Origin of the sequence: Anaeromyxobacter paludicola (genome assembly GCF_023169965.1) — a bacterium.
In the GTDB taxonomy this organism is placed as follows: Bacteria; Myxococcota; Myxococcia; order Myxococcales; family Anaeromyxobacteraceae; genus Anaeromyxobacter_B; species Anaeromyxobacter_B paludicola.
Genome location: NZ_AP025592.1, coordinates 3,040,017 through 3,056,070, shown reverse-complemented (window position 1 = coordinate 3,056,070; position 16,054 = coordinate 3,040,017). Strand labels below are relative to the sequence as shown.

Genomic DNA, 16,054 nt, shown 5'->3' with positions numbered 1-16,054 from the left:
GTTCGTCAGTCGTGGGAGAGGAGGGAGCGGCCGGCGGCCACCCGGAGCTGCGCGCGGGCGTTCACCAGATCGGCGTCGGCCTGGATCCGGTTCACGTCGGCGGCGAAGGCGTCGCGCTGGGCCTGGAGCAGGTCGAGCTGGGCGGCGGCGCCCAGGCGGTAGCGGTCGCGGGCGAGGTCGGCGGCGCGCTGGCTCACCTCGGCCTGCGCGCGGGCCGAACGGCTGCGGGCGATGTCGCTCTTCACGGTGTTCCAGGTCCGGTGGATGGCGTCGTGGGTGGCGAGCCGGGCCCGCACCTCGCGCGCGGCCGTGGCGTCGAGCCGGGCGTCCTCGGCGCGGATGGACGCGAGGCTCGTGCCGTCGAAGCTCCAGCGCAGCCCCACCACCGCCTGGTACGCCGTGTCGTGGGCGCCGGGCGCGGTGGTGGCGCGCTCCGAGAGCGTGCCGGCGAGCGAGGGGAGCAGCGAGAGCCGCTGCGCCCTGGCCGTCTCCTCCTGCGCGCGCCGCGTCTCGACGGCGGCGGCGAGGCCGGGCAGGGCCTGGTCGGCGGGCACGAAGGACTCGAGCGGCGGCTCCTCGCGCAGGTCGTCGGCGAGCGCCACCGGGCCGGTCAGCTCCGGCGCGACGCCGGTGAGCGAGGCGAGGGCGCGGGCGTCGAGCTCGAGCCGGAGCTGCGCGGCGGCGAGCTGCTGGACCTGCCGCTCCACCTCGGCCTGGGCGCGGTCCACGTCGAGGCCGGCCACGGCGCCGGCGGCGCGCTGCTGCTGCGTGAGGGTGAGGGTGGCCCGCGCCACGTCGAGCGCGCGCTGAGAGGACTCGACGAGGCCGCGGTCGGCGAGCACCTGGAAGTAGTCCTGCGCCGCCAGCGCCTCGTCCTGCAAGGCGACGTCCTCCTCGGAGAGCCGCGCGGCGCGCTCCGCGGTCCGGGCGGCGCCGGCGCGCGCGAAGTTGCCGAGGTCGGCGAGCGGCACGGAGAGGACGGCCGAGGCGTCCCAGGACTCCTCCGGCGTGAGCACCGCGAGCTGGCCGTTGCCGAGCGGGAGCGCCGACTCGTACTGGTTGCGGGTGTAGGTGCCCGCGACCGACACGCCCGGCAGGAGCCGGCTCAGCGCCGCGGCCGACTGGGCGCCGGAGAGGGCGGTGTTGGCGCGGGCCTCGCGAGCGTCGGGCGAGGCGGTGCGGGCGCCGCGGACGAAGACCTCCAGCGGCTGGAGGGCGTGCGCCGGGGCGGCGAGCCCGAGGGCAGCGGCGGCGGGGAGGGCGCGGAGAAGAAAAAGAGTCCGGATCTTCACGGTTTTTCTGGTCCTGGGAGGAGTCGGGCCGAGGTGAGGTGTTCCCGGCGAACGAAACTGGACGGTTCAGTTTGTAGTGCGTTCCGGCTTGACGGTCAATACTGAACCGTCCAGTATAGTCATCTCCCAAGGGGGTCGATGGATGTCCGAGACGATGGCTCGCGCCGCGCTCTCACAAGCGAAGCAGCAGCAGATCCTGGCCGGCGCCCGGGCCGTCTTCCTCGAGGTCGGCTTCGAGCGCGCCAGCGTGGACGTCATGGCCGCGCGCGCCGGGGTCTCGAAGGCGACGGTCTACAGCCACTTCCAGGACAAGAAGGCGCTCTTCGTGGCGTGCTCGATCGAGCAGTCGGCGGGCATGCGGCAAGGCGTCCTCCAGCTCCTCGAGGCCTCGAGCGGCGATCTGGAGAACGACCTGCTCCGCCTCGGCGAGACGGTGATGCGCTACGTGCTCTCGCGCGACGCCATCGCCCTGCGCCGCGTGGTCGTCGCCGAGGCGTCGCGCTTCCCGGAGCTGGGGCGCGCGCTCTGGGAGGACGGCGCCTGCTGCATGCGCACCCGGTTCTCGGAGTTCCTGCAGAAGTGGGTGGACGCGGGGGTGCTGCGCATCGCCGATCTCTCGGCCGCCTCGGGCCAGTTCCTCGCGCTCTGCCGCGGCGAGCTCTACCTCCTCACCGAGCTCGGGGTCGTCGACGTCCCCGCCGACGAGCAGATCCGCGAGACCGTCCGCGGCGCCGTCCAGGTGTTCCTGCGGGCGTACCGGGCCTGAGGCCTACGGCTCGAGCAGCCGCGGCAGCCGGATCCGGAAGGTGGTGCCCCGCCCCGGCTCGCTCGCGACCTGCAGGTCCCCGGCGCACTGCTTCACGATCCCGTACACGGTGGCGAGGCCGAGCCCGGTGCCGCTCCCGCGCGGCTTGGTGGTGAAGAACGGCTCGTAGAGGTGCTTCAGCGCCTCCGGGCTCATGCCCACCCCGGTGTCGCGCACCGTGAGCTCGACGAAGTCCGAGGGCTCCGGCCGCCCCGCCCCGGCGCCGGGCCCCGGCAGGTTGGCGACGCGGATCGAGAGCCGGCCGCCGTCCGGCATGGCGTCGCGCGCGTTCACGGCGAGGTTCATGAGGACCTGCTCCACCTGGCTCGGATCGGCGCGCACCGGCCAGAGCCCCGGCTCGACCTCGACCTCGAGCGCTCGCCCCTCCAGCGCCCGCCGCAGGAGCTTCTCGGCGCCCAGCACGGCCGCCCCGAGGTCGAGTCGGACCGGCGCGACGTCCTGCTTCCGCGCGAACGCGAGCAGCCGCCGCGTGAGATCGCGCGCCCGCTCCCCGGCCTCCCGGATCTGCTGCACGTCCTCCGGGTCCACCGGGCGCCTCGCGTCGAGCGCCCCCGAGAGCCCCTCGGCGCAGGTCAGGATCACCGTGAGCAGGTTGTTGAAGTCGTGGGCCACGCTCCCGGCGAGCCGGCCGATGCTCTCGAGCTTCTGGGCCTGGTGGAACTGCTCCTCGAGCTGCCGCTGCTCGGTGACGTCGAGGAAGGCGCCCACCGCGCCGGCGGGCCGGCCGGCGGCGTCGCGCAGCGGCGCGGCGTTGCCGACGAGGTGGCGGACCGTCCCGTCCTCGAAGCTCAGGTCGTAGGCGCAGCCGCGGACGTCCCGCCCGGTGCGCGCCGCCCGCTGGACCGGGAGCTCCTCCGCCGGGATCTCCACGCCGTCGCGCGTGAGCCGGAAGCCGAGGGCCGGGTTGGGCTCGGGCGCGCTGCGGGAGACGTTCTCCCCCGGCCGGACCCGCAGCGTCTCGGAGCCGAAGCGGTTGCCCTCCATGTGGCGGGCCTGGGGGTCGCGGGTGATGAACACCACCGCCGGCACCGCGTCGAGGAGCGCCTGCACCTCGTCGGCGCGCCGGCGGGCCCGCTCGCGCTCGGCCCGGAGCTCCTCCTGCTCGCGCTTGCGGTCGGTGATCACCTCGCTGAAGAGGACCAGCCCGCCCACCTCCCCCGAGGCCTCGCGCCAGGGCCGGAGCTCCCAGCGGAGGTAGTCCACGCTGCCGTCGGCGCGCAGGAACTCGTCGTTCTCCGCGAGCTCGACCGCCCCGGCGAGGCAGCGGCGGTGGATCTCCTTCCAGCGCTCCGGCAGCTCGGGGAAGACCTCGTAGTGGCTCCGCCCGATGAGCGACGGGCCCACGCGGTAGTCGGCGAGGTAGCGCCGGCTCACCGCGAGGTAGCGCATCTCGCGGTCGAAGAGGGCGATGGCGGCCGGCGCGTGCTCGATGCAGAGCCGCAGCTGCTCCTCCTGCACGCGGAGCTCCTGCTCGCGCGGGTGCGGCGCCTCGGGGAGGGCCTGGCTGTCCTCGTGACTCATGCTCGTTCGGGGCCCCCGGCGCGGATGCCGGCGAGTGTAACCGCGGCGCGGTGGGGCTCGCAAAGGGGCGCGCGAAAACCTTTCTGGGGCGGAAGCCGCCCGGGCGGCGGGGGGCCCCCCGGGCCGGTGCGCGGATCGGGTAGGCTGGACCCCGGGTGAAGGGCACCCGCCGGGATGAATCCCGGAATCCGGCTGGTTTCGCGAGATCTCCCCCGCCGGCGAGCGGCACGCGCCGTGCTCTCGCCCTCACCGGAGGCCCACGGATGGATGTGTTGCGGAAGTTCGTCGCTCCGGAGGTGATGAGCGGCCCCGGCTCGCACCGGCTGGCCGGGGCGAGCCTGCGCCGGCTCGGCGCGCGGCGGGCGCTCGTGGTGAGCGACCCGGGCGTGCGGGCGGCCGGCTGGACCTCCGCGGTCTGCGCGTCGCTCGACGAGGCCGAGGTGCCGCACGTCCTCTTCACCGCGGTCACCTCCAACCCTCGGGCCGCCGAGGTGGCGGCCGGCGCGGCGCTCTACGCGCGGGAGCGCTGCAACGCCATCGTGGCCGTGGGCGGCGGGAGCCCCATCGACTGCGCCAAGGGGATCGGGATCCTGGCCGCGAACGGCGGCGAGATCCTCGACTACGAGGGGATCGACCGGATCCCGGCCGCCATCCCGCCGCTCGTCTGCGTGCCCACCACCGCCGGCAGCGGCGCCGACGTCTCGCAGTTCGCCATCGTCTCCGACCCGGCGCAGCGCACCAAGATCGCCATCGTCGGCAAGACGCTCGTGCCCGACCTGTCGCTGCTCGACCCGCTCGTCCTCACCACCCAGCCGGCCGCGCTCACGGCCGCCACCGGCGTGGACACCCTCTGCCACGCCGTCGAGGCCTGCGTCTCGACCGCGGCGGCGCCCATCACCGACCTCCTGGCGCTCGACGCGATCCGGCTCGTGGTCCGTCACCTGCCCGAGGCGCTGGCGCGCCCGGCCGACCTCGCCGCCCGCGCCGGCACCCTGCAGGCCTGCCTCCACGCCGGGATCGCCTTCTCCAACGCCAGCCTCGGGGCGGTCCACGCCATGGCGCACGCCCTGGGCGGCCTGAAGGACCTGCCGCACGGCGACTGCAACGCGATCCTCCTGCCGCACGTGGTGGAGTGGAACTTCGAGGCCGCCCCGGAGCGGTACCGGGCGGTGGCGGAGGCGATGGGGGCGGCCGCGGCGGGGCTCGCGGGCGCGGCGCTGCGGCGCGCGCTGACCGGCGCGCTCCGCGGGTTCATCGACCGGGTGGGCGGCGCGCCCCGCCTCCGCGAGGTGGGCGTCCGGCCCGAGGACCTCCCCGACCTCGCCCGCAAGGCGGTCGAGGATCCCTGCATGGCCACCAACCCCCGCTGCCCCAGCGAGGCCGAGGTCCGCGCGATCTATGAAGCCGCGCTTTGACGATCCGGCCACCCGGGAGGCCTTCCGCGAGCGGCTGGCGGGGCTCGCCGAGGGCTCGCACCGGAAGAGCTACTACCCGGAGCTGCAGCAGCGCCTCTCGGAGCTGGAGCGGTTCCGCGCGCTGCTCGACCACAGCACGGAGGCCATCTTCCTCGCCGAGGTGCCGGGCGGGGCCCTGCTCGACGTGAACGGCTCCGCCTGCCAGCAGCTCGGTCTCCCGCGCGAGGCGCTGCTCGGCGGGGCGCTCGAGGCGCGGCTCGCGCCGGCGCACCGGGAGCGGCTGCGCGCGCTGCTCGCCCGCGAGGACGCCGGCGAGGTCCGCGAGACGCTCGCCGCCGCGCTCACGCGGGCGGACGGCAGCCGCTTCCCGGCCGAGCTCGGCGTCACCCTGGTGCGGCTCGAGGGGCACGCGGTGGCGGTGATCGTGGCCCGCGACGTCACCGAGCGGCAGCAGATGCAGGCGCGCCTCGCCCTCGCCGACCGGCTGGTCTCGCTCGGGACCGTGGCGGCGGGGGTGGCGCACGAGGTCAACAACCCGCTCTCCTACGTCCTCGGCAACCTCGAGTACGTGGAGTCGAAGCTCGAGGAGATCCGCGCCATCGCCGGCGCGGCGGTCGCCGGCGCGGTCCGCCCGCGGCTGGACGAGTGCCTCGCCGACGCCCAGGCGGCGCTCGGGGACGTGCGCGCCGGGGCCGACCGCGTGCAGCGGATCGTGCGCGACCTCAAGGTCTTCTCCCGCGCGGAGGCGGACGAGTGCGAGCCGGTGGACCTGCGCCCCCTCCTCGACATCGCCGCCTCGATGACCGCCAACGACATCCGGCACCGGGCGCGGCTCGAGAAGCGGTACCAGGAGATCCCGCTGGTGCGCGCCAACGACGGGCGCCTGACCCAGCTCTTCATCAACCTGCTCGTCAACGCCGCCCAGGCCATCCCGGACGGCGCCGCCGAGCGGAACGAGATCCGGATCTCCACCTGGACCGAGCGCGGCGACGCCATGGTGGAGGTGCGCGACACCGGCTGCGGCATCGCGCCGGAGCACCTGCCGCGGATCTTCGACCCCTTCTTCACCACCAAGCCGGCCGGCCTCGGCACCGGGCTCGGCCTCGCCATCTGCCACGGCATCGTGACGGCGCTCGGCGGCAGCCTCGAGGTCGAGAGCGCCCCCGGCGCCGGCACCCGGATGCGCCTGCGGCTTCCGCCGTCGCGGCGGGAGGCGCCGGGCGGGCTGGCCGCGGGGCCCGGGGGCGCCGCCGAGGCCCGCCGCCTCCGGGTGCTCGTCATCGACGACGATCCGCTCTGCCTCAAGGCGGTGGAGCGGATGGTGGCGCAGGCGCACGAGGTCCGCCCCTGCTCCCGGGCGCGCGCCGGGCTCGAGCGGCTCGAGGCCGGCGAGCGGTTCGACGCCATCCTCTGCGACCTGATGATGCCGGATCTCGGCGGGGTGGACTTCCACGAGAAGCTCGCGGCCCGCTTCCCGGACCAGGCGGCGCGGATGGTGGTCCTGACCGGCGGCGCCTTCTCCGAGCGCGGGCAGGCGTTCCTGCGCGAGGGGCGCGTGCCCTTCCTCGAGAAGCCCTTCTCGGCGGCGGCGCTCCTCGACGCGATCTCCGCCGCCGCCGCCCGGGCGCCCTGACCCCGGACGCGCCGGCCCCGGCGCGGCCCGCGGAGGGGCCGGCCGGGGCCGGGGTGCTGCCCGCGTCGGCGTGAGCGCTACGGGGCGGTGAAGTTCAGGGTGATCGGCGCGCCGGCCAGGACCGCGGCGTCGACGGAGGCGGTGGCCGCCGTGGTCTCGGTCCCGTCGCTCGCCACCGTGCGGCGCTCGAGCACGAGCCCGTAGGTCGCGGGCGGCAGCGCGTCCACCGTGTAGGTCTCGACGCCGCTCGCCTCGGTGGGCAGGGTGACGCGGACCACGAAGGGATGGACGTCGAGGGTGCCGGCGTCGAGCCGCTGCCGGACCACGATCGCGTCGGCGTCGGCGTCGCCGGCGGCCGGGGTGACCGCGCCGGTGATGGAGCCGGTGGCGGAGACCGCCGCGCAGGCCAGGTTCACCGTGGGCAGGGGCGCCGCGGCGGTGAGGGCCTGCGGGCCGCTCGCCTTCGCCTCGTAGGAGGTGCCGCCGACGACCGGCTGGGTCACGACGTAATAGGAGGCGTTCACCGGGAGCAGGTCGAGCTGGAAGCTGCCGTCGGCCTGGGTGAGCGCGGTGCGCACCACCACCGGCGTGCCGGTCGTGTCGAGCTGCTGGGCGGTCACCACGGCGCCGGCGAGCGGGGCGTGGGTGGTCGCGTCGGTGACGAGGCCGCTGATGGAGCCGGTGACCACGCGGTCCACCGCGCGGACGACGGGGCGGAGCAGGTACTTGCCGGAGCGGCCGGCCTCGTGGACGAAGATCGACTTGTGGGCGTCGAAGTCGATGAAGACGTCCTTGGTGGTGCCGGCGGCGACGTCGAAGCTCACGGGGAACTTCAGGCCCGACTGGCTGCCGGAGGGCACCTTGAGCGCCACGACCGAGCCGTCGGAGAGGGTGACCGTGTTGTCCGTGCCGAGCACGAGCCGCATCTGGTCGTAGTGGCCGGCGGGGAGGCTGGCGCCGTTGGCGAGCTCCTCGCTGAGGCCGTTCACCAGCGCGAGCAGGTCGATGACCTTGTTCGGGTGGCCGAGGACGATCCAGCCGCTCGTGCCGCTCTGGATCTCGATGGTCTGGACGTCGAGCGAGACGTGGAGGTAGTCGCCGGGGGCGTCCACGAGGTGGACGCTCATGCTGCCGGTCGAGCCGGAGGTGGAGCCGCCGCAGCCGGCGGCGAGGCCGGACAGCGCGAAGGCGGCGAGGGCGAGGAGGGCGGAGCGTCGGATCGGGTTCATGGTGAGTTTCTCCCTGGTCGCTTGAACACGGGACAGGGCCAGCGGTTGCGCGCCCGCACGCTCTGCCGCGTGGGGCTGGTGTAAGTATCCCTGCCACGCGCCCGAAGCACCCCCTCCCCACGGGGTGGGGAGGGCTCGGGAGGGGCTGCCGGCGGGGGCGCCCTCAGGCGGCGGAGCGCGCGAGGAAGCGGACCAGCGCCGCGGCCTTGGGCACCAGGGACGACAGCTCGATCCGCTCGTCGGCGGTGTGGAAGGCCGCCCCGCGGGGCCCGAGCCCGTCGATCGACGGGACGCCGGCCGCCCCGGTGGTGTTGGCGTCGGAGCCGCCGCCCACCAGGGGCGCCTCGCCGCTGCCGAGCCCCGCCGCGACCTGGCAGGCGCCGTACGCGGCCGCGAGCGCCGCCGAGGCCGCGGTCCGCTCGAGCGGCGGCCGGGCCGCGCCGCGGCTCACCGCGATCGACGTGCCGGGGACCGCCACCTCGGCGGCGAGCGCGGCGAGCCGCGCCAGGAGGGCGTCGCCGTCCCCGGCGGTGAGGTAGCGGAGGTCCACCTGCGCCAGGGCGCGGTCGGGCACGGTGTTCTTGCTCGTCCCGCCCTCGAAGCGGCCGACGTTCACGGTGACGCCGCTCCCGTAGTCGGTGAGCCCCTGGGCCGCGTCGACGAAGCGCGCGAGGGACCAGACGGCGTTCCGGCCGCGCTCGTGCTCGTTGCCGGCGTGCGCGGCGACTCCGCGCGCCTCCACCTGCACGGCGCCGACCCCCTTGCGCCGGGTGACGAGCAGGTCGCCCTGGCGGCCCGACTCGAGGCCGAGCGCGCAGGCGGCGCCCCGCGCCCGCGCGGCGAGGAGCGGCGACGACTCGGGCGAGCCCACCTCCTCGTCCGCGACGAACATGCCGCGGACCGGCACGCGCTCGAGGAGCCCCGCCTCGCGCAGCGCCTCGAGCGCGAAGAGCCCGACCACCAGCCCGCCCTTCATGTCGAAGGTGCCCGGCCCCCGCGCCAGATCGCCCTCGACCCGGAAGCCCTCGAACGAGCCCGGCGGGAAGACGGTGTCGGCGTGGCCGACGAGGAACGCCGGCGCGCCCGGGGCCGGACCGGAGAAGGCGAGGTGCGGCCCGAAGCGCGCGCTCGCGAGCCGCTCGGTGGCGAGGCCGAGGGCGCGGAGCCGCGCCTCGACGACCTCCACCACGGCGGCGACGCCGGCCGGGTTGCCGGTGTGGGAGTTCTGGAGGACCAGCCGCTCGAGGAGCGCGGTCATCGCGGGGAGCTGCCCCGCGAGCCAGCGCAGGGCGAGGTCGAGGCGGGGTTCGGGGCCGGGGCTCACGGGCTCGTTATATCCGCTGCCGGGGCGGCCGGCGCGCTACACTGCCCGCCCGACCGAGGCGTCCATGGCGAAGGCGAGACCCTACAAGGCGGCGGTGATCGGCGGCACCGGCTACGGTGGCGCGGAGATGATCCGCCGGCTGCTCGTCCACCCCGAGGTGGCGCTCCTGCGGGTGGCGGCGGTCGATCACGTGGGCGAGCCGCTCGCCGCGGCCCACCCCTCGCTCGAGGGCGTGCCGGGCGTCTACGAGAACCTGCCGCCGCGCGAGGCCGCCGCCGGCGCCGACGTGGTGCTGCTCGGCCTGCCGCACAAGGTCTCCGCCACGCTCATGCCCGAGCTCGTCGCCGCCGGGGTCCGGGTGGTGGACATGAGCGGCGACTTCCGGCTCAAGGACGCCGCCGCCTACGCCCGCGCCTACGGCCAGGCCCACCCGCACCCCGAGCTCCTCGAGCGGTTCGTCTACGGCCTCCCCGAGCTCAACCGCGAGCGGCTGCGCGGGGCGCGGCTCGTCGCCAGCCCCGGCTGCTTCGCCACCTCGATCGAGCTCGCGCTCCTGCCGCTCGCGCGGGCCGGCCTCCTCGAGGGCGTGGTCCACGTGCAGGGCATCACCGGCAGCTCCGGCTCCGGCATCGCGCCCTCCGCCGGCACCCACCACCCGGTCCGCGCCGCGAACCTCAAGACCTACAAGCCGCTCGAGCACCAGCACGTGCCCGAGATCGCCGAGGCGCTCCTCCAGGCCGGCGCGCGCGACCTGGCGCTGCGCTTCGTGCCGGTCTCCGCGCCGCTCGGGCGCGGCATCCTCTCCACCTGCTTCGTCGAGGTGCCGGAGGCCTGGACCGAGGAGCGGCTGCGGCGGCTCTACCAGGAGACCTACGCCGGGGAGCCGTTCGTGCGCGTCCCGGCGAGGCGGCTGCCGGAGGTGGCGGCGGTCTCGGGCTCCAACTACGCCGAGGTCGGCCTCGCCGCCGGCCCGGCGCTCGGCGGCCGGCGCACCGCCACCCTGTTCTGCGCCCTCGACAACCTGGTGAAGGGCGGGGCGGGGCAGGCGATCGAGAACATGAACCTCGTGCTGGGCCTCGACGAGACGCTCTCGCTCGAGGACCGAGGACCGTGGCCCCCATGAAGAACGTCGTCGTCAAGGTCGGTGGAGAGGTGGTGTCGAGCCCGGAGGCCGACGCCATCGCCGAGGACGTGCGCGCGCTGGTGGAGGGCTTCCACCGGGTCGCCGTCGTGCACGGGGGCGGGCCGCAGGCCTCCGCCCTCCAGAAGACGCTCGGGCTCGAGACCCGCATGGTGGCGGGGCGCCGCTACACCGATCCGGCCACGCTCGAGGTCATGAAGTACGTGGTCGCCGGCAAGGTGAACGTGGACCTGTGCGCGAAGCTCCTCGCCCACGGCGTGGTCGGGGTGGGGCTGCACGGCGCCTCCGGCCACGTGCTCCAGGCGGCGCGGCGGCCGCCGCAGGTCATGACCGGCGCCGGCCCCGACCCGGTGGACCTCGGGCTCGTGGGCGACGTCACCGGCTTCAACCTGCCCCTCCTCGGCGACCTGCAGGAGCGCGGCTACGTGCCGGTGCTCGCCTGCCTCGGCTGCGACGCCGCCGGGCAGCCGCTCAACATCAACGGCGACACCGTGGCGAGCCAGCTCGCCGCGGCGCTGCGCGCCGACGCCCTCGTGCTCGTGACCTCCACGCCGGGGGTGCTGCGCGACGTGAAGGACCCGTCGAGCCGGGTGCCGCGGATGACGCGGGCCGACTTCGCGCGCGGCGTCGCCGACGGCAGCATCTCCGGCGGCATGATCCCGAAGCTCGAGGAGTCCTTCGAGGTGCTGGCGCGCGGCGCCCGGTCGATCGTCATCGTCGGCAAGCTCTCGCCGGGAGAGCTCCTGCGGGCGGTGCTCGAGCCCGGCAGCGTGGGCACGGTGCTGGAGGCGTGAGCTGAGCCCGCAACTCTCGCCGGTCCCGGTCGGCCCGATCGAGAACCGCCCCGCCGCCTACGGAACGGCGGTGGCGCTCTCGCTCGCGGCGCTGGCGCTCACGCTCCTCTTCGCGGGCGTGTTCGAGGGCACGCGCTACTTCCTCCTCCTCGCGGCGGTGGCCGGCTCGGGCCTGCTCGGCGGTCGCGGCCCGGGGCTCCTCGCCACCGCCCTCACCGCCGGGACCACCGACTACCTCCTGCTCGGCGCGCCGGGCGCGCTCCGCATCGCCAACCGCAACGAGCTGCACACGCTCGCCATCTACGTCGCGGTGGCGATCGGCGTGGCGGTGATGAGCGGCGCGGCGCGCGAGGCGCGGCTGCGGGCCGAGCGGCTCGCCAGCGAGCACGACGCCCTCTACCGCGAGGAGCAGCGGGCCCGCCGCCAGCGCGACGAGGTGATGGCGGTGGTGTCGCACGACCTGCGCAACCCCATCGCCACCATCCTCCTCGCCGCCCGCAACGCCGCCGCGGCCGCGCCGCCCGGGGAGCCGGGCGAGAAGGTGCGCCGGCACGCCGCGATGATCGAGCGGAACGCCCAGCGCGCCGACCGGCTCATCAACGACCTGCTCGACCTGTCGAGCATCGAGTCGGGGCGCTTCTCGGTCCGCCCGGCGCCCTGGCCCGCCGAGGCGCTGGTGCGCGAGGCGGCCGAGGCGGTGCGCGCGGCGGCCGAGAAGAAGGGGCTCGAGGTCTCCTGGGACGCCGGCCCCGAGCCGGTGGAGCTCCCCTGCGACCGCGACCGGGTCGTGCAGGCGCTCGGGAACCTGGCCATGAACGCGGTGCAGGCGACCGGCGCCGGCTTCGTCGCGCTGCGCGCGCGGGCCGAGGCCGAGGTGGTGATCTTCGAGGTGCGCGACAGCGGCCCGGGGATCCGCGAGGAGGACCTGCCCCACATCTTCGACCGCTACTGGCGGGCCAAGTCGGCCCGCTACCGTGGCACCGGGCTCGGGCTGGCCATCGCCAAGGGGATCGTGGACGCCCACGGCGGCCGCATGTGGGTCGAGAGCCGGCCGGGGGAGGGGAGCACGTTCTCCTTCAGCCTGCCGCTCCCGCGCGCCTGACGCAGCTTTGCAGGATGCGGGCGCGGGAGGTGGCGGGGAGGGTGGCCGGGCTCGGGCTCGCGCCGCTGGTCTGGGTCGGCGGGCTCCTGCGGCGCGATCGCTTCTTCCACCCGCGCGGGGCGCTCTACCGGGCCCGCGCCGAGCGGCTGGCCGAGGGCGGCGGGGCCGGCCGGCTGGCGGAGCGGCTCGCCGGCCCGGTGGTGGCGCGGCTCTCCAACGCCTGGTGGCGCGGCGGGCGGGAGCTGCCCGACGTGCTCGGGTGCGCGCTCCGCTTCGTCGAGGAGGACGGGAGCCCCTCGGCGCGGGATCAGGACCTCCTCCTCGCCACCATCCGCCACCCGTGGACGACGCTCCTCGCGCCGCTCACCACCGACCAGCACGACTTCCTGGGGAACGACTACTACGCGGTCTCCCCCTTCCGGATGGACGCGGTCGGCGAGGGGTGGCTCCGGCTGCTCGGACCGGGCGGCTCGCCCGACGGCCCCGACCGCTGGTCGCGGCTGGCGCGCGCGGTCGAGGCCGGGGCGGCCCGCTTCGAGCTGCAGCTGAAGCTCCAGGGGCGGTGGGAGCCGGTGATCCGGATCCGGCTGGAGTCGCCGCTGGAGGGGGAGGCGCGAGCCGCCCGTTTTCACCCCTTCCGGGCAGGCCGCGGGCTCCGTCCGGTGGGCTTCGTCCACGCGCTTCGCCCGGCGGCGTACGGCGCGAGCCGGCGCGCGGTCCCGCTCGCGTCGCGGTGAGCCGAGGGCTCGGACTGTCGAGTTTCCCGACGGTGCGGTGAATTCCTGATCAGATCCACGCCCCGCGGCGGAATTGCTCATCAATGCGCGAGGAGCCGGTCCCAGACGGCCTCTGCGCGCGGTGAGCCGCTCAACGGTGAACAATTCAACGGCGCCGGAGCGCGATCCGCGAAAGCCGCCGGTCTTTCATGCGAAACGGCGCGCGGCGACCAGGCGCTGGCGAGCTGGCTCGGCCCTTGCTCAATCAGCGCTCGACAGCAGCCCTGCAGCGCACCGGAGCAAGGAAGGAGCGGGTCATGATCCTCGTCGTCGCGTTCGGAATCTGCGGATTCGCGGTCATCGGTCTCTCCACCCTCGTCGCGCACCACTAGCCCACGGAGGCTCGAGAAGGAGGCCCCCCATGACGCACGAATTCCTGGCGGTCTATCCAGCCAAGCTGCTCGAGTACGGCACCGCGGTCGCGTACCTCGCCGGCTTCGTCCTCTTCTGGCGCTACGTGCAGGGCGGCGCCGGCGCGCCGGAGGTGGTCCGCCGCCTCGACTGGAAGCCGGCCATCGCCAGCTGGTTCACGCTGCCGGAGGGGCTGCTGCTCCACCCGGGCCACGCCTGGGCCCGGCTCGCCGGCGACGGGACCGTCACCGTGGGGCTCGACGACTTCGCCCACAAGCTGGTCGGCGCGGCCAGGGTCGAGCTGCCGGCGCCCGGGACGCGCGTCGCGCAGGGGGACGCGGCGGTGGCCCTCGGCGACGGCGGCCGGTCGGTGGACCTGCTCTCGCCGGTGGACGGCGAGGTGGTGGAGGTGAACCGGGCGGTCCTCGAGGATCCGGCGCGGCTCGCCGATCCGTACGGCGAGGGGTGGCTCTACCGCGTGCGGCCGGCCCGCTTCGGCGCCAACGCGAAGCAGCTCTTCGGCGGCGGCGCGGCGCGGCGGCTGCTCGCCCAGGCCGGCGAGGCGCTCTCCGCCCGCATCGAGCCCGAGCTCGGGCAGGCGCTGGCCGACGGCGGCGCGCCCATCGCGGGGATGGCCCGCGAGCTCGACCCGGAGCGCTGGGACGAGGTGGCGCGCGAGTTCCTGAGGAGCTAGGCGCTCGCCGCCGGAGCGTGGCCGCTCCGCCGGGAGGGCGCCGCCGGAAGCGGAACGCGGGGAGGGGCGCTGCTCCTCCCCGCGTCGCGTCCGGGCGTCAGTAGACCGCGAGCAGCTCCACCTCGAACACCAGCGTGGCGCCGGGCGGGATGGCGGGCGGGGCGCCGGCGGCGCCGTACGCGAGCTCGGGCGGGAGCGTGAGCTTGCGCTTGCCGCCCACCTTCATGCCGGCCACGCCGCGGTCCCAGCCCTCGATGACCTCGCCGGCGCCGAGCTCGAACTCGAAGGGATCGCTCCCCACCGACGAGTCGAACTTCGTGCCGTCGGTGAGCCAGCCCGTGTAGTGGACCTGCACCTTCTTGCCGCGGACGGCCTCCGCGCCCTTCCCCTTCACCAGCTCCTCGATCTTCGGCTTCGCCATGCGCGCTCCCGGTTCGGTGGAGCGCCGGAATGTAACCGCGGCGCCGCCGGCCTCCAAGCGCTAGGAACCGCTCATGGCGAGCGCCGAGGGCCAGGCCCGGGTCGAGCACGAGCTGGTCGGCGAGCGGGCCGGCACGCTCTCCCGCCTGGTGGAGCGGCTCGAGCTCGCGCTCGCCGAGCTCCAGGAGGCCGGAGCCGATCGCGAGGAGCGGCTCGCCCGCGCCGCGGAGCTGCTCTGGTACGTGGTGGTGCAGCGCGAGGCGGTGGGCATCTCGCGCCACGACGTGCTCTACGAGGTGCTGCGGGTGCCGCGCGAGGTGCGGCTCGCCATGGGGCCGCGGCGGCGGGGCGGCTGAGCCGGCCGTGCGGTGCCGCGCCGGCGGCGCGTCACTCGAGCGGGATGACCCCCACCCGGTCGCCGGTCGTCACCCCGAGCCGCTCGCGCGCCTCGGGCGTGAGGAGCACCTCGTCGCCGTCGAAGCGGGCCGGGGCGCGCACCGCCCGGAAGCGCCACTTCCCCTCCGGCCGCGCCAGCCCCACGAGCTTCGGCCGCTCCAGCGGCGCGGGGCGGAGCGGCTCCGCCGCGACCCGGCCGCGGCGGAAGGCGCGCACCGGGCCGATCTCGTCGGTGCGGGCCTCGTAGTGCGGGCCGCCGTCGAACGGGTCGATCCGGTTCACGTAGCGGAAGCCGATCGCCTCGAGCATCCGCCGCACCGGCTCCGTCGCCGCCCCCACCGCGCCGAGCTGCCGCTGGACGCGCGGCGGGAGCAGGGTGGCGTAGAGGTCGCCCGGCGGGAAGAGCTGCTGGATGAACTCCTTGTTCTCGCGGCTCGCCTTGTCGGCCTCCTGGTACTCGAGGCCGGTGAAGCGCTTGCCGAGGCTCTCCCAGAACAGGCTCTTGCCCTCCGGCGTGAGCGGCGGCATCAGCTCCGCGAGCACGGTGTCGCGGAAGCGGTCGCGGAACATGGCGAGGTAGAGGAAGCGGACGAAGCTGAGCTGCTTGCCCGGGCGGTCCGGGCTGGCGCGCGCCGCCGGGTGGACCACGAGGCCGCCGATCTCGGTCGGCCCGTCGTAGTGGTAGCCGATCGAGAGCACCTGGTGCCGGAAGTGGCGGTCGAGCGTGGAGCTGTAGCGCTCGCGCGTGGACACGTCGAAGAAGGTGCAGGGCGACTCGCGCGTGCCGTGCTGCGCGATGAGCATCGAGGTGCCGCAGAGCTCGCCGCCGGGCGCCTCGAGGACGAAGACGTACATCCGGCCGAGCGGGTCGCGGATGCGCCCCTGGAAGCTGCGGCAGGAGTGGTCGAGGATCTCGGCGAGGGACCGCTCCTCGTTCGGGAGGTTCACCGAGTTGAGGACCGAGGCGAGCGCCTGGAACTGCTTCGAGTCGCTCTTCTGGGCGTCCCGGAGGAGGTACATGCCCCGTCAACATAGCGCCGAAAGGGTAGGGCGGGGCGCCGCGCGTCTCACCCCCTCCCTTTCCCTCCCCCGCTCCGCGGGAGAGGGGAAGAGCAGCACTCCCTCCCCGCTCGGGCGGGG

The 16,054-nt window shown here is 75.4% G+C and carries 15 protein-coding genes; 9 read left to right on the top strand and 6 right to left on the bottom strand.

The window, feature by feature from the left end; genetic code table 11:
- Positions 1-5: 5 nt before the first annotated feature.
- Positions 6-1,292 (bottom strand): TolC family protein, encoded by a 1,287-nt coding sequence (locus tag AMPC_RS13750; RefSeq protein ID WP_248341850.1) that lies wholly within the window; start codon positions 1,290-1,292, stop codon positions 6-8.
- A gap of 142 nt (positions 1,293-1,434) precedes the next feature.
- Here AMPC_RS13750 and AMPC_RS13745 point away from each other — a divergent pair, with 142 nt between their 5' ends.
- Positions 1,435-2,058 (top strand): TetR/AcrR family transcriptional regulator, encoded by a 624-nt coding sequence (locus AMPC_RS13745; RefSeq protein ID WP_248341849.1) that lies wholly within the window; start codon positions 1,435-1,437, stop codon positions 2,056-2,058.
- A 3-nt stretch (positions 2,059-2,061) separates the two neighbouring features.
- Here the strand turns inward: AMPC_RS13745 and AMPC_RS13740 are convergent, their stop codons facing one another.
- Complete coding sequence (locus AMPC_RS13740) at positions 2,062-3,639, bottom strand: PAS domain-containing sensor histidine kinase (protein WP_248341848.1); 1,578 nt, start codon at positions 3,637-3,639, stop codon at positions 2,062-2,064.
- Between the two features lie 272 nt (positions 3,640-3,911).
- On the opposite strand from AMPC_RS13740, the gene AMPC_RS13735 reads away from it, so the two are divergent.
- Together AMPC_RS13735 and AMPC_RS13730 are read left to right on the top strand one after the other, a co-directional pair.
- Entirely contained in the window at positions 3,912-5,054 is a 1,143-nt protein-coding gene (locus AMPC_RS13735; RefSeq protein WP_248341847.1) for an iron-containing alcohol dehydrogenase, read from the top strand.
- A complete protein-coding gene (locus AMPC_RS13730) occupies positions 5,038-6,687 on the top strand; it encodes an ATP-binding protein (protein ID WP_248341846.1) in 1,650 nt (549 codons plus the stop codon). The genes AMPC_RS13735 and AMPC_RS13730 overlap by 17 nt, the downstream gene beginning before the upstream one ends.
- A gap of 77 nt (positions 6,688-6,764) precedes the next feature.
- On the opposite strand, the gene AMPC_RS13725 is transcribed toward AMPC_RS13730, so the two are convergent.
- Together AMPC_RS13725 and AMPC_RS13720 are read right to left on the bottom strand one after the other, a co-directional pair.
- Complete coding sequence (locus tag AMPC_RS13725; RefSeq protein WP_248341845.1) at positions 6,765-7,916, bottom strand: DUF4382 domain-containing protein; 1,152 nt, start codon at positions 7,914-7,916, stop codon at positions 6,765-6,767.
- Positions 7,917-8,079: 163 nt separating this feature from the next.
- Positions 8,080-9,240, bottom strand: coding sequence for a M20/M25/M40 family metallo-hydrolase (locus AMPC_RS13720; RefSeq protein ID WP_248341844.1), 1,161 nt, complete (start codon positions 9,238-9,240; stop codon positions 8,080-8,082).
- 64 nt (positions 9,241-9,304) lie between these two features.
- Between AMPC_RS13720 and argC the strand changes: the two genes are divergently transcribed.
- The 5 genes from argC (at position 9,305) to AMPC_RS13695 (ending at position 14,098) form a co-directional block, all read left to right on the top strand.
- The gene (gene argC, locus AMPC_RS13715) at positions 9,305-10,363 is read left to right on the top strand and encodes an N-acetyl-gamma-glutamyl-phosphate reductase (RefSeq protein ID WP_248341843.1); all 1,059 of its coding nucleotides are present in this window, start codon (positions 9,305-9,307) and stop codon (positions 10,361-10,363) included.
- A complete protein-coding gene (gene argB / locus AMPC_RS13710; RefSeq protein WP_248341842.1) occupies positions 10,360-11,175 on the top strand; it encodes an acetylglutamate kinase in 816 nt (271 codons plus the stop codon). Before argC ends, argB begins: the two co-directional genes overlap by 4 nt.
- A gap of 70 nt (positions 11,176-11,245) precedes the next feature.
- Positions 11,246-12,277: a sensor histidine kinase gene (locus AMPC_RS13705; RefSeq protein WP_248341841.1), complete on the top strand. Its 1,032-nt coding sequence runs from the start codon at positions 11,246-11,248 to the stop codon at positions 12,275-12,277.
- Between the two features lie 14 nt (positions 12,278-12,291).
- Complete coding sequence (locus tag AMPC_RS13700) at positions 12,292-13,014, top strand: hypothetical protein (RefSeq protein ID WP_248341840.1); 723 nt, start codon at positions 12,292-12,294, stop codon at positions 13,012-13,014.
- Between the two features lie 400 nt (positions 13,015-13,414).
- Entirely contained in the window at positions 13,415-14,098 is a 684-nt protein-coding gene (locus tag AMPC_RS13695; protein ID WP_248341839.1) for a glycine cleavage system protein H, read from the top strand.
- A gap of 97 nt (positions 14,099-14,195) precedes the next feature.
- Here the strand turns inward: AMPC_RS13695 and AMPC_RS13690 are convergent, their stop codons facing one another.
- Complete coding sequence (locus tag AMPC_RS13690; RefSeq protein WP_248341838.1) at positions 14,196-14,519, bottom strand: FKBP-type peptidyl-prolyl cis-trans isomerase; 324 nt, start codon at positions 14,517-14,519, stop codon at positions 14,196-14,198.
- Positions 14,520-14,592: 73 nt separating this feature from the next.
- Here AMPC_RS13690 and AMPC_RS13685 point away from each other — a divergent pair, with 73 nt between their 5' ends.
- Positions 14,593-14,874 (top strand): DUF6665 family protein, encoded by a 282-nt coding sequence (locus AMPC_RS13685; protein WP_248341837.1) that lies wholly within the window; start codon positions 14,593-14,595, stop codon positions 14,872-14,874.
- A gap of 31 nt (positions 14,875-14,905) precedes the next feature.
- Here the strand turns inward: AMPC_RS13685 and AMPC_RS13680 are convergent, their stop codons facing one another.
- Complete coding sequence (locus tag AMPC_RS13680) at positions 14,906-15,934, bottom strand: arginine N-succinyltransferase (protein ID WP_248341836.1); 1,029 nt, start codon at positions 15,932-15,934, stop codon at positions 14,906-14,908.
- Between the last annotated feature and the right edge of the window lie 120 nt (positions 15,935-16,054).

Coding starts and splice junctions, on each gene's coding strand:
- AMPC_RS13745 (WP_248341849.1), top strand. CDS start 1,435: ATGTCCGAGACGATGGCTCGCGCCGCGCTCTCACAAGCGAAGCAGCAG.
- AMPC_RS13740 (WP_248341848.1), bottom strand. CDS start 3,639: ATGAGTCACGAGGACAGCCAGGCCCTCCCCGAGGCGCCGCACCCGCGC.
- AMPC_RS13730 (WP_248341846.1), top strand. CDS start 5,038: ATGAAGCCGCGCTTTGACGATCCGGCCACCCGGGAGGCCTTCCGCGAG.
- AMPC_RS13725 (WP_248341845.1), bottom strand. CDS start 7,916: ATGAACCCGATCCGACGCTCCGCCCTCCTCGCCCTCGCCGCCTTCGCG.
- argC (WP_248341843.1), top strand. CDS start 9,305: ATGGCGAAGGCGAGACCCTACAAGGCGGCGGTGATCGGCGGCACCGGC.
- argB (WP_248341842.1), top strand. CDS start 10,360: ATGAAGAACGTCGTCGTCAAGGTCGGTGGAGAGGTGGTGTCGAGCCCG.
- AMPC_RS13700 (WP_248341840.1), top strand. CDS start 12,292: ATGCGGGCGCGGGAGGTGGCGGGGAGGGTGGCCGGGCTCGGGCTCGCG.
- AMPC_RS13695 (WP_248341839.1), top strand. CDS start 13,415: ATGACGCACGAATTCCTGGCGGTCTATCCAGCCAAGCTGCTCGAGTAC.
- AMPC_RS13690 (WP_248341838.1), bottom strand. CDS start 14,519: ATGGCGAAGCCGAAGATCGAGGAGCTGGTGAAGGGGAAGGGCGCGGAG.
- AMPC_RS13685 (WP_248341837.1), top strand. CDS start 14,593: ATGGCGAGCGCCGAGGGCCAGGCCCGGGTCGAGCACGAGCTGGTCGGC.
- AMPC_RS13680 (WP_248341836.1), bottom strand. CDS start 15,934: ATGTACCTCCTCCGGGACGCCCAGAAGAGCGACTCGAAGCAGTTCCAG.